We start from the raw sequence: 12139 nt of genomic DNA, 5'->3' as shown, positions 1-12139 counted from the left end.
CTAGCGCATGGACCGCGCCGCCGCGACGCTGAAGGTCTTCAGGGAGACCCCCACCCGGGTCAGCCCGGACGTGGCCGCGCGGAAGTCCTTGATGTGCGCCGTGGTGAAGTGCTCGTCCAGGGCCTGCTGGGACACCCACCGCTCGTACACCCGGATCCGGCGCTCGTCGGACGGGTCCGCCGTCATGGCGTAGTCCAGGCAGCCGGGTTCCGCCTCACGGGTACGCTTTCCGACCTCGACGAGGTGGCCCAGCATCGTGTCGCGGTCCGCCGGTTCGTAGTCCATCCAGCCGGCGACGATGATTTCCTCTGCCACGGTGGTCCTTTCCATACTCATGCCCGTGGGCCCGCCGCCCTCTGTCAGGAAGGAACGACGGGCCCGCGGGCCGTTCAGATGGCGAGTGCCGCCGGGACGCTGTCCACGGTGACCGTGCCCTTGGTGCCGTCGACCGTGATGACCATGCCGTCCCGCAGCCGCTGGGTACCGTCCTCGACGGAGATGACGGCGGGGATGCCCAGCTCGCGGCAGACCACGACGGCGTGGCTGTTGAGCGCGCCGACGTCCACGACGGCCGCCCCGGCGACGAGGAACAGCGGGGTCCAGGCGGCGTCGGTGATCGGTGCCACCAACACCTCGCCCGGCTCCAGCGCCTCGCACGAGGCCGGGTCGGTGACGACCCGTACCCTGCCGGTGTACGTGCCGTGGCTGCCACCGACGCCCTTGAGGACGTCGCCCCCGACAGCGGCCTCGGTGTGCTCGTCGCTGCGCCGCGGCCAGCTGTCGATCTCGGTCCGGGAGTCGTCCGCGATGAAGAACGGCGGCTCCAGTTCGCGCAGTTCGCCGTACTCCTGAAGCCGTTGGGCGATGACGGAGCCGAAGCGGTCCGGATCGGCGACATAGTCGTCGAGCTCGGTGTCCAGCAGCATCATCACGTCTTCGGGCTGCGCGAAGCGTCCCGCCTCGACCCCGCGGCGGCCGAGCTCGCGGATCGCCATCCGGATCTCGTTGATGACGGTGACGCAGTTCGCCTTGGTCCGCTCGCGCGCCGGGATCCACACGTTGGACGCGTGCATTCCGGCGTCGAACATCGGCTGCGCGTCCTCGGGCAGGGCGCCACGCACCTCCGCGGCCGTCGCCTGGCGGTGTGCCGTGAGCCGCTCGTGCCGGGCGGCCGGAGAATCACCGTCGGAGCTGTGCCGGATCCGGTCCACCAGGGACAGCGCCTGGATCGGGGCGGCCTCCCAGGACAGCGCGTGGATGTCCCACTCGTTGGGGCCGCGGTCGCCGGACTCGGCGAGGAACTCGTCGAACGAGTCCCGGAACGTCTTCACGTCCCCGGTCGCTCCCTCGAGCGCCTGCTCCACCGCGGCCGGTCCCTGGTCGAACAGTGCCGTCAGTTCGTCTGAGGCCGCCACCTGCCGGGACAGTGTCCACAGGCCCGCCGAGGGGCCCGCCGAGTCCACGTCCCCCAGACCGCTGATGAGGTCGAGCATCGCGCCGGGACGGTCGATGCTCGCGCACAGCGGACCGAGGATCGCCGGTCCGACCGACGCGGGCAGCGAGGACTCGACATGCCTCTGGAAGGTGGTCTCCACCTCGTCCAGCAGGCCGTGGGCACGCACCACGAGCTCGGCGTCGGACAACTGCGTCAGGTCGGGCCGCTCGCGGCGGATCCGGCGCAGCCGCTCATGATCGGCGTCGCCCTCCGGGTAGCCGGTCTGGCCGAGCATCTGCCCCAGAATCCCGCCGGCCTTGGCCGTCAGCTCCGCGTCCTGGTCGTCGGGGTGCGCCACGTACACCGGGGTGTCGGAGCGCTGGCCGACGAAGGCCGCGTCGATGTCGGCCGCGGTCTGGCCCATACGGATGCCGAACAGCCGCAGGTGCGAGAGGTTGAGGTAGAAGTAGCCGCCGAAGATTCCGACGAAGGGAGGCCGGGCGCCGGCGATCTCCTCCTCGCGGTAGATGCCGAAGTCGACGAAGCCGCGGCGCCAGCCCTGCAGTCCGCGCCCCCAGACCAGGCTCCAGCCCAGCGGGCTGGCCGGCTCCGGCAGGGTCTCGCCCGCGTTGGCGCGGGTGTAGTGGGGCAGTCGCTCGTTGCGCTGCCAGTCGGTGATCCAGTGCTTCATGGTGATGGGGCTCCCGCCGTCCGTCGCGCCGCTCACCACTGCGCCGTGCCGCCGTCGACGCTGATCAGCGTGCCCGTGATGCCCGCGCCCGCGTCGCTCGCGAGCAGCCTGGCGACTGACGCGATCTGCTCGACGGTGGTGATCTTCTTGGTTGCGGCGTGCTCGGCGAACCGGCCCAGCCACTCCTCGTAACTGATGCCCTCGGCCTCGGCCGCGGCCGGTCCCGCGGCACGCATCAGGTCGGTGTCGACGGCACCGGGGCAGATCGCGTTGCAGGTGATGCCCAGGGTGCCGTACTCGAAGGCGGTCGCCTTGGTCAGACCGTGGATGGCGTGCTTGTTGGTGATGTAGTGGCTGATCGCGGGCTTGTTGGCCTGCTTGCCCTCGACCGAGGAGATGTTGATGACCCGGCCCCAGCCGCCGTCCAGCATGGGCTTCAGCGCACGGCGCGTGCCGTAGAAGTAGGCGTTGAGGTTCAGGTCGAGCGCCTTGTGCCACGCCTCGTCGCTCAGCTGGTGGACGGGCGCGAAGCCCTCCGTGCCGCCGACGTTGTTGACCATGATGTCCAGCCGGCCGAAACGCTCGACCGTCCAGTCGACGAGTGCCTCGATGTCCGCCTGGCTGCTCGAGTCGCAGGCGTGGAAGACGGCCTTGTCACCGGCCTGGAGTTCCTCCAGGGCCTGCTTGCCCTTGACCTCCGAGCGGCCGCTGAGCACGACCGTCGCCCCGTCGGCCAGGAAGGCCTCGGCGATGGCGCGGCCGATACTGCGCGTGCTGCCCGTGATCACTGCGACACGTCCGTCGAGGCTGCCCGTAGCCACCATGCTGTTCTCCTGCGAGTCTTGTGTGTTGGTCATCTGGACGCTTCGTCCAGGAGGCGGTGGATGGTGCGGTGGAAGTGCTGGAGCCCGGGCTCGTTGCGTCCGAAGACGAAGTCGGTCCCGGCGAGGGCCTTCAGCCCCCGCTGCACTCCGTAGGTGGTCGCGTAGTCCTCGTCGCGGACCACCTCGTAGAACCACTCGCCGAACTGGTCGGCGGCGTGGCGTTCCTCCTCGGTGACGGCGGGCTCACGCAGCAGGATGATCTGCTGGGTCACCGATTCGGTGGCCGTACGGGGAATCACGATGGAGACGGCGATCTTGTTGCGCCAGGTGCCGGCGATGGCCAGACCGGGGAAGAGCCAGTAGATGGCTCCTACGATGTCGCCCGGATCGCGCTGCTCCGCGGGCAGCTCCGCCAGGTCGGCGATGGGCCGCAGGGCCGCAGCGAGGCGCTGATGAGGGCCCCAGGTGTCGTGGGCCATCATGTTGGAGAAGTTCGTCTCGAAGACCGTCTTCGTGTGCAGTGACGCGAAGTGGTAGGTCTCCAGGTACCCGTCGAGGGTGACCTTCCAGTTCGGGCTGGTCAGCTCACGGGTCGCGTAGTGGTGGCAGTCCGCGAAGCGGAGCCCCTCCAGGAGCGGCTGCAGATCCCCCAGCCAGGCGTCCAGGTTGTGCTCGGCGGCCGGGTCGAGCGACACGAAGACGATGCCCGCGCGCTCACCGGCGGGAAGCTGGATCAGGCTGCGCTTCTCGCGCGGTACCTCGCCGAAGGTCTTCTCGGCGTACACGCCGCGCAGCTCGCCCGACAGGTCGTACGACCAGGCGTGGTACGGGCAGGTGATCCGCTTCGCCACGCCGCAGCCCGGCTCGACCAGCTCGGCGCCGCGGTGCCGGCAGGCGTTGATCATCGCGTGGACGACGCCCTTGCGGTCCCGGGTGATCAGGATGGGGACGCCGAGCACGTCCAGGGCCTTGTAGGTGCCCGGTCCGGGAAGCTCCGACGACATCGCCAGCGGCAGCGGAACGCTCCGGTGGACGGCGTCCATCTCCCGCAGCCAGCGGTCGGCGTCGAGGTAGTTGTCGACGGGTTCCGTCCACTGCTCCTCGGCCTCGTGAGTCGTGTTGTTGATGTAGTGCTCGACGACACGCTCGGCGAGTTCGGCCGCGTCCTGCCGCATCGCCGTGCCCGCGGCGTCTGTGGAGCGGTCCTGGCCGATCCATGAGTTGTATTCCGGAGCGGGGGGCGGCAGGGGACGTTCGTCCGCCGCCTGGGTCTCCGGTGAATTGATCTGGACCACGATGTCCTCAATCCTCCCAGCCGCGAGCTGGTGAAGGGTCCTGGTGCTACAGCTGCGCTGCGACCGCCACAAGAACAGGAGTTAGTGTTGTGTGTCAATAGAAAGTGCCGAACTTCGCCGGGCGGAATTACGCAGGTCACCCTTGCCTTCTGTGGCAGGTGCACGCTCGACTCGAATGGATCTTTCTATTGAACGGCTCCAGCTGCCGCGGTGAGATGGTTGGCCGCTGACGGAGAGGTGGCCCGGTGACCGATGAGACGACCGGTCCGGCCGAGGTGCCCGGGAGGGCGCGGATGACCCAGCCCTTCGAGGCCGGAGTCGTCGTGCGGGACCTGGAAGTGATGGAGCGTTTCTATGGTGAGGTGCTCGGCTGCGTCCCCGTGCACCGCTCGCACATCCCGCAGGAGATCGCCGGCCCGGCCGGACTGGGCGGACAGCTCCTCGTCGTCTGGCTGGAGGTGCCGTCCGGGGGCCGGATCAAGCTGATCCACCCTCGGGCGGGTGCGGCGTCGTTCCCGTCGGCAGTGCCGCTGGCCGAGCGCTGCGGTCTGGCCTACCTCACCTTCCACGTGGACGATATCGCGCCCCTTGTTGCCGCGCTGCCGGCTGCCGGTGCCAGGCCGCTGTCGTCGCCGGTCGTGGTGTCGGCACGGGGCCGGCGGATCACCTTCTGGGCTGATCCGGAGGGCAACGGTGTGGAGCTCGTGGACCGGCGTGGCGGCGGCCTCGAAGCCGGTTGAGTCCCGCCCGTAGTAATTAGAGAACGTCTTCAGTAAGGTGCCCCCAGCTGGTTACTGTAGACCGGCACAACAAAGTCCGATTGCGTGACACACCTCGCTCGGGGCGAAGGGGCGGACGATGGCTCAAAGGGCATCGAAGAAGTCGGCCGATCCGGTCGCGAACCAGGCATCCGCGCAGGTCGTCAGGGATCTGCACGAGCGCATGGTGCGCATCCGCCTGTTCGAGACCGAGGCGGGAAAACTCATGGAAGCCGGCAAGCTGCCAGGCTTCCTGCACCTCTACGTCGGCCAGGAGGCAGTCGCCGCGGGCGTGATGGCGGCCCTCCGTGACGACGACCAGATCACCTCCACACACCGCGGACACGGACACGCCGTGGCCAAGGGCGTCAGCTTCAAGCACATGTACTCCGAGCTGTACGGCCGCGTCACCGGCGCCTGCCTCGGCCGCGGCGGAAGCATGCACATCAACGACGTCACCCTCGGCATGCTCGGCGCCAACGGCATCGTCGGCGCCGGTGTCCCGATCGCCGTCGGCGCCGCCTTCGCCGCCCAGTACCGCGGCGAGGACAACATCGCCGTCACCTTCTTCGGCGACGGCGCCACCAACATCGGCAGCTTCCACGAGGGCGCCAACATGGCCGCCATCCTGCGCCTGCCGGTCCTGTTCATCTGCGAGAACAACGGCTACGCCGAGTTCACCCCGCAGTCGAAGCACATGCTGATCACCGACGTCGCCGAACGGGCCGCGTCCTACGGCATGCCCAGCGTGATCGTCGACGGCATGGACGCGCTCGCCGTCCACCAGGCCACCGTCGAGGCCGTCGCACGCGCCCGGGCCGGCGAGGGCCCCATGTTCATCGAGGCCAAGACCTACCGCTACTACGACCACCAGGGCGTCAAGGGACTGCGTCACCCCTACCGCTCGGACGCGGAGGTCGAGGAGTGGAAGGCCCGCGACGCGATCGACCTGCTGGAGGCCCGCGCCCTCGCCGACGGCACCGCCACCCGCGCCGAGCTGGACGACACCTGGCAGCGCACCCGCGACGAGATCGCCGAGGCCATCGCCTACGCCGAGGCCAGCCCGCTGCCCGACACCGCCGACCTGCTCCTCAACGTCTACTCGGGATGACCGCCATGACCACCATCACCGAAGCTCCGGCCCCTGCCCCGGACGGCACGGGCCGCAAGCTCACCTACGTCAAGGCGTTCAACGAGGGCCTGGCGCAGGTCATGCGCGAGGACGAGAACGTCTTCGTCGCCGGAGAGGACGTCGCCGGGTACGGCGGGGTCTTCCGCATGTTCGACAACCTGCTCGACGAGTTCGGCCCCCGCCGCATGATCGACACCCCGATCTCCGAGGCCGCGCTCGTCGGCCTGGGCGTGGGCGCCGCCGCCCGGGGGCTGCGCCCCGTCGTCGACCTGATGTTCATGGACTTCATCGGCGTCTGCCTGGACCAGATCGTCAACCAGGCCGCCAAGATGAAGTACATGTTCGGCGGCTCCGTCTCCGTGCCGCTCACCATCACCACCGCCTCCGGCGCGGGCCTCGGCGCCGCCGCCCAGCACAGCCAGAGCCTGGAGGCCTGGCTCTGCCACGTGCCCGGCCTCAAGGTCGTGATGCCGTGCGACGCCTACACAGCCAAGGGCCTGACCGTCTCCGCGATCCGGGACAACAACCCGGTCGTCGTCATGCTCAACAAGGTCCTGCTGGGCAGCAAGAGCGAGGTGCCCGAGGAGATCTACGGCATCCCGCTCGGCCAGGCCCACACCGCGCGGCAGGGCTCCGACGTCACCGTCATCGCCCTGGGCCGCATGGTGGGCGAGGCCCTCGCGGCGGCCGAGGAACTGGCCGCCGAAGGCATCGAGGTCGAGGTCATCGACCCGCGCACCGTGCAGCCCCTCGACACCGAGACCATGATCGCCTCCGCGCGCCGCACCAACCGGGTTCTCGTGGTGCACGAGGCCGTGACCTTCGGCGGGCTCGGCGGGGAGATCGCCGCCCAGATCCAGGACGCGGCCTTCGACTACCTGGACGCGCCGGTCCTGCGTATCGGCGCGCCCTTCTCCCCGGTGCCCTTCTCCCCGGTCCTGGAGAAGGCCTACGTGCCCGACCAGGCCCGCATCGTGCAGGGCTGCCGTCGTCTCCTCGAAAGGTCGTGACCGAATGGCGGTCGAGGTTCTGCTGCCGAAGATCGGCCTGACCATGCAGGAAGGCACGATCGACGAGTGGCTCGTGCCGACCGGCGGTGCCGTCGCGGAGGGCGACGCGCTGCTGCGGCTGGCGACCGACAAGGTCGACGTGGATGTCGAGGCGGAGGCCGGGGGACTGTTCCACCCCGCGGTCCAGGCCGGGGCGACCCTTCCGGCAGGGGCGCTCATCGGCTGGCTGCTGGCCGAAGGGGAGCAGCCGCCGGGGTCGCAGGACACGGCCCCGGCCACCGGGTCTGTGGCCCCTGGCACGGACGCGGTGCCGGCCGCCGAGGGCGATGCCTCCGTGGCGCCGTCGCTCAACGGCGCTGTGGGGCTCAGGGGGGCCGTTGGGCTCAATGGCTCGGGGGGCCGGCTTCTGGCCTCCCCGAACGCCCGCCGGGTGGCGGCCGAGACCGGCGTCGACCTCACCGCAGTACGCGGCACCGGGCCCGGCGGCCGGATCGTCTCCGAGGACGTGGAGGAGTACCTGCTCGCCTCGGCGGCGCAGCCGCTCACTGTCCTTTCGGCGGACCCGGTGACACCCACCTCGCCCCTGGTCCGTCGGCTGGCGAAGGAACGGGGCATCGATCTCGCGGACGTACGCCCCACGGGTGCGGGCGGACGCATCAGGCGGGCCGACCTCGACGCCGCCACCGCGGCGGCCGCACCGGCACCGACCCCGGCGCCGGCGCCGGCGCCGGCCCGCCAGGCCACCGCATCGCCACAGCCCGGGGACGTCATCCCGCTGACCGGGATGCGCGGCGTCATCGCCCGCAGGATGCACGCCAGCCTCCAGGAGATGGCGCAGCTGACGCACGGCTACGAGGTGCGGATGGACGCCGTCGTGGCCCTGCGGGCCCAGTTGAAGCAGGAGTGGGCCGACGGTGATCTGCCGGTGCCCAGCCTGGGCGACTTCCTGATGAAGGCCGCCGCACTCGCCCTGCGGGAACACCCGCTGCTCAACGCGGCGGTGCTCGAGGACGGCGTTCACCTGTACGAGGGCATCCACCTCGGGTTCGCCGTAGCGGTGCCGGGCGGCCTGCTCGTCCCGGTGATCGAGGATGCGGTGGAGCTGTCGCTGCCCGAAATGGCCCGCAGGTCAAGGGAGTTGGCGGACCGTGCCCGATCCGGCCGGATCTCCCCGGCGCTGCTGGAAGGAGCGACGTTCACCGTCACGTCGCTGGGCGGGTACGGCGTGGACTTCTTCACTCCCGTGATCAACCCCGGCAATGTCGCCATCCTCGGCGTGGGCAGGCTCAAGGACGGCGTCGAGTGGGTGGACGACCAGCCGCGGCGCACCCAGGTGCTCACCCTGAGCCTCACCTTCGACCACCGCGCCGTGGACGGGGCACCGGCCGCCGAGTATCTGCGGACTGTGGGTGCCCTGCTGCGCAAGCCGCTGCGCCTATTGGTCTGAAACCGCCGCCCGGGGCGGTCACGCGGTTCGCGAACGTGACCGACCCGGGCGAGGGGCTGCCACAAATGTGGCAGAAGAGGCGAATCGTGCCTAGCGTGAAAGGAATGACACCCCTGCCACGTGGGACGGGACACCCATTGGACTTTCCCCATGTACTCGTGATCGAGGACGACCGGGATGTCGGCGCACTGCTGGAGCAGCACCTCCGCGCAGTGGGCTGCCGGGTGACAGTCGCGGGTACCGGTGAACGAGGTCTGGAGTTGGCCTTCGCGAACGCTCCGGACATCGCGATCATCGACATCCTGCTCCCCGGCATCGACGGTCGCGAGGTCATCCGGAGGATGCGTGCGGACGAGCGCACCAAAAAGTGCCGTCTCGTCGTCTCTTCTGTGCTCGACCAGCAGGACATGGCCGAATTGGGTGCGGACGCACTCCTGGCCAAACCCTTCCGGCGCTCGACGGTGGCGCAGCTTCTGGACTCCTTCCGGAGTTCCGGGTCGGGGGAGGGGCGATGGCTTCTGTCCTGATCGCCGACGACGACATCGACATCCGGGACCTGGTGGCGTTCAAGCTGATGCAGAGCGGTCACCAGGTCACCGTGGTGGAGGACGGCATGGCCGCGCTCCAGGCAGCGCGCAACCAGCCGGTGGACCTCGCTCTGCTCGATATTCGTATGCCTGGGATGTCCGGCCTGGACGTCTGCCGGGAACTGCGCGCCGCGCCCGAGACCGCCGCGCTTCCCGTCATTCTGCTCACCGCCCGCTCCCAGGAAGGAGACATTGAGACCGGCTTCGCGGCGGGAGCCGACGACTACATCGTCAAGCCGTTCAGCCCGCGCGAGCTGAACAGCCGAGTTCAGGCCGTGCTGACGAGGGCCGGACGGTGATCGCCACCGGTCTCGTCACGGGGGCCCTCGTGTGCCTGATGGCGTCGGTAGTCCTGATGTTGCTGCTGCTCGTCGGCCTTCGCATCACCCGTCGGCTCCGGCAGCGACGCAAGGACCGGATCGTGGCACCGGTGCGGGGAGCGCTCCTGGAGCTCGTCTGCGGTGAGGAGGAGTCCGAGAGCGAGGCGTCGGCCAGGCTCACGGAACTCGACGACCGTACCTGGGCGGCCCTGGAACCGACCGTGGTGGCGATGCTCGGCAAAGTCGTCGGACGAGCCCAGACCGCGCTCATCGAGGTGTTCGAGCAGCGTAGAGCCGCCACGCAGACCGTGGCGGACCTGGGATGCCGGAGCGCCGCCCGGCGAGGCCGTGCGGCTGAGGTACTGGGACGGCTCCGTCACCGGCCCGCCGTGCCGGCGCTCTGCCGCCTGCTGGGTGACCGCGACCCGGAAGTGCGGTCGGCCGCGGCACGGGCCCTGGGCCGGATCGGGGAACCGTCGGTCGTACCGCGGCTGCTGGACAGCCTTCACGGGCAGCGGACGGTACCGCCCGCCGTGATCACCCGGGCGCTGACGTTCTTCGGGCCGGAGGCACTCCGGGGTATCGCTGCGGGTCTGGAGCACCGCGAACCAGTCGTCCGGGCCGTGGCCATCGAGACCCTGGGCGCGATCGGCGGGGTCTCCAGGACCGCCGGAATCGCGCGTTCTCTCAGCGAGGATCCTCATCCGGAGGTGCGGATCAGGGCCGCACGCGCGCTGGGCAGACTCGGTATGCCCGACGGACTGGAGCCGCTGCTGGCCGCCGTGGACCCGGGGCAGCCGCTCGCCCTGCGCACGGTGGCCGCGGGGGCGCTCGGGAACCTGGGCGCGGTAGCCGCGACGGGCCGGCTGCGGGAACTGCTCGACGACCCGGCCCAGCGTGTCGCCGCCACCGCGGCCCGCTCGCTGCTGCGGCTCGGTGAGGCGGGCAGCGCCGAATTGCGGGCTGCCGCCGCGGGCCGCTTCGGCGCCCGGGCGGCGGCGCAGGCCAGGGCGGCGCTGGCGGAGTCGTCGGTCGCGGGCGCGTCCTTCGGTCACGTCGCCGAGGTGGCCCCATGAGTGAGACGGTCGCCCTCGGCGCGGTGGGTTCCACGCACGCCATCGGTCCCTTGAGCGCGGGGGGCGACGGGCCGTTGCCGTGGCTCGGCGATGCGGCGCGCACCCTGATCGCCGTGAGCGACGACGTGATCATCGGGTACTTCTTCGTCATCAACACCAGCTATCTGGTGTTGATCGTCCTCGCCGTGGCGGAGTTCGTCAGGAGGCTGCGCCGGGCGCCGTTCGCCGGGTACGACGACGCGTCCGGGAACCCCTTCACCCCGCCGGTGTCGCTGATCATGCCGGCGTACAACGAGAAGGCGGGGATCGCGGAGGCGGTCCGTGCCATGCTCCTGCTGCGTTACCCGGTCTTCGAGGTCGTCGTCGTCGACGACGGCTCCACCGATGGGACGCTGGACGCCCTGCGGGACGCCTTCGACCTCGTCGAGGTGGAGCGTGTGGTGCCCGACGACGTTCCGGTGCGCGGCGCCATGGAGTCCGTCCATCTGCCGAGAGGCGGCCCGGTGCCGCTCGTGGTGGCCCGCAAGGAGAACGGCGGCAAGGCCGACGCGCTCAATGTCGGGATCAATCTGGCGCGCTATCCCCTGCTCTGCATGGTGGACGCGGACTCGATCCTGGACTCCGAGGCGCTGCTCTCGGTGGCCAAGCCGTTCTCCGACGACCCGCTGCGGGTGGTGGCCACCGGAGGCGTGGTCGGCATCGCCAACGGCTGCGAGGTCGTGGCCGGACGGGTGGTCGACGCGCGGATGCCCCGGGATCTGCTGGGCCGCATCCAAACGGTCGAGTATCTGCGCGCCTTCCTGCTCGGCCGAACCGGATGGTCGAAGATCGGCGGCCTGCTGGTCATCGCCGGCGCCTTCGGCCTCTTCCGCCGGGACATGGTGGTGGCGGTGGGCGGATTGGATCCGGATTGCATCGGTGAGGACGCCGAACTCGTCTTCCGGCTCCACCGGCACCTGCGCGAGCAGGGCCGCGAGTACCGCATCGTGTTCGTCAGCGAGCCGATTTCGTGGAGCGAGGCGCCGTCGCGGACAAGGGTCCTGGCCCGGCAGCGGCGGCGGTGGCATCGCGGTCTGACGGAGATCCTGCTCAAGCACCGCCGCATGATCGGCAATCCGCGGTACGGCCGGATCGGACTGCTGGCGCTGCCGTTCTACGTGGTCTTCGAGCTGCTCGCCCCGATCGTCGAACTGTCCGGTCTCGTCCTGGTCCCGCTGGGCGTACTGCTCGGCGCGGTCGACGTGGACTTCCTGTGGCGCTTCCTGCTCGTCGCGTACGGCTACGCCGTGGTGGTCAGCCTGGTGTCGCTGGTGACGGAGGAGTACGCCTTCCACCGTTTCCCTCGATGGCGGGACACCGCGGGCGCCCTCGTCGGGGTGATCGCCGAGAACCTCGGATACCGCCAGCTCACGGCGTGGTGGCGGCTGCGCGGGATGTGGGACGCGCTGCACCACTCTCCCCAGGTGTGGGGCTCCATGACCCGCAGCGGATTCGCCGACTCCGGGCAGGCGCGGTCGAGCGGAGGTGATCGTGCGTGAGCGGCGGCAGGAGACGGAGAAGCGCC

General features: G+C 70.1%; 12 protein-coding genes. 8 read left to right on the top strand and 4 right to left on the bottom strand.

The genetic code is table 11. The features are described from left to right. From ACFYO2_RS24985 to ACFYO2_RS24970, 4 genes are all read right to left on the bottom strand, one after another. On the bottom strand, positions 1–315 hold the full coding sequence (locus tag ACFYO2_RS24985) for a putative quinol monooxygenase (protein ID WP_388353039.1): 315 nt from the start codon (positions 313–315) through the stop codon (positions 1–3). A 74-nt stretch (positions 316–389) separates the two neighbouring features. Further along, positions 390–2126, bottom strand: coding sequence for a PEP-utilizing enzyme (locus ACFYO2_RS24980; RefSeq protein WP_388353037.1), 1737 nt, complete (start codon positions 2124–2126; stop codon positions 390–392). Positions 2127–2158: 32 nt separating this feature from the next. Continuing rightward, a complete protein-coding gene (locus ACFYO2_RS24975; protein ID WP_388353034.1) occupies positions 2159–2983 on the bottom strand; it encodes an SDR family NAD(P)-dependent oxidoreductase in 825 nt (274 codons plus the stop codon). After that, positions 2980–4245 carry an aromatic ring-hydroxylating dioxygenase subunit alpha gene (locus tag ACFYO2_RS24970; protein WP_388353032.1) on the bottom strand — a complete coding sequence of 422 codons (1266 nt, stop codon included), beginning with the start codon at positions 4243–4245 and terminating at the stop codon, positions 2980–2982. Before ACFYO2_RS24970 ends, ACFYO2_RS24975 begins: the two co-directional genes overlap by 4 nt. A gap of 245 nt (positions 4246–4490) precedes the next feature. On the opposite strand from ACFYO2_RS24970, the gene ACFYO2_RS24965 reads away from it, so the two are divergent. The 8 genes from ACFYO2_RS24965 to ACFYO2_RS24930 all read left to right on the top strand — a co-directional run bounded on the left by ACFYO2_RS24965 (position 4491) and on the right by ACFYO2_RS24930 (position 12113). Continuing rightward, positions 4491–4985, top strand: a complete 495-nt coding sequence (locus tag ACFYO2_RS24965; RefSeq protein ID WP_388353029.1) for a VOC family protein — start codon at positions 4491–4493, stop codon at positions 4983–4985. Positions 4986–5103: 118 nt separating this feature from the next. After that, positions 5104–6114 (top strand): thiamine pyrophosphate-dependent dehydrogenase E1 component subunit alpha, encoded by a 1011-nt coding sequence (locus tag ACFYO2_RS24960; RefSeq protein WP_388353026.1) that lies wholly within the window; start codon positions 5104–5106, stop codon positions 6112–6114. 5 nt (positions 6115–6119) lie between these two features. Then, positions 6120–7145 (top strand): alpha-ketoacid dehydrogenase subunit beta, encoded by a 1026-nt coding sequence (locus tag ACFYO2_RS24955; protein WP_388353024.1) that lies wholly within the window; start codon positions 6120–6122, stop codon positions 7143–7145. A gap of 4 nt (positions 7146–7149) precedes the next feature. Next, complete coding sequence (locus tag ACFYO2_RS24950) at positions 7150–8592, top strand: 2-oxo acid dehydrogenase subunit E2 (protein ID WP_388353021.1); 1443 nt, start codon at positions 7150–7152, stop codon at positions 8590–8592. A 158-nt stretch (positions 8593–8750) separates the two neighbouring features. Further along, entirely contained in the window at positions 8751–9119 is a 369-nt protein-coding gene (locus ACFYO2_RS24945) for a response regulator (RefSeq protein ID WP_388353018.1), read from the top strand. After that, on the top strand, positions 9104–9478 hold the full coding sequence (locus ACFYO2_RS24940; protein ID WP_388353015.1) for a response regulator transcription factor: 375 nt from the start codon (positions 9104–9106) through the stop codon (positions 9476–9478). The genes ACFYO2_RS24945 and ACFYO2_RS24940 overlap by 16 nt, the downstream gene beginning before the upstream one ends. A gap of 38 nt (positions 9479–9516) precedes the next feature. Further along, positions 9517–10575 carry a HEAT repeat domain-containing protein gene (locus ACFYO2_RS24935; RefSeq protein ID WP_388353012.1) on the top strand — a complete coding sequence of 353 codons (1059 nt, stop codon included), beginning with the start codon at positions 9517–9519 and terminating at the stop codon, positions 10573–10575. Then, positions 10572–12113 carry a glycosyltransferase gene (locus ACFYO2_RS24930; protein ID WP_388353009.1) on the top strand — a complete coding sequence of 514 codons (1542 nt, stop codon included), beginning with the start codon at positions 10572–10574 and terminating at the stop codon, positions 12111–12113. Before ACFYO2_RS24935 ends, ACFYO2_RS24930 begins: the two co-directional genes overlap by 4 nt. Positions 12114–12139: the final 26 nt, after the last annotated feature.

This window comes from Streptomyces sp. NPDC006602, assembly GCF_042870385.1.
GTDB lineage: Bacteria > Actinomycetota > Actinomycetes > Streptomycetales > Streptomycetaceae > Streptomyces.
This window is presented reverse-complemented; position numbering and strand designations above follow the sequence as displayed.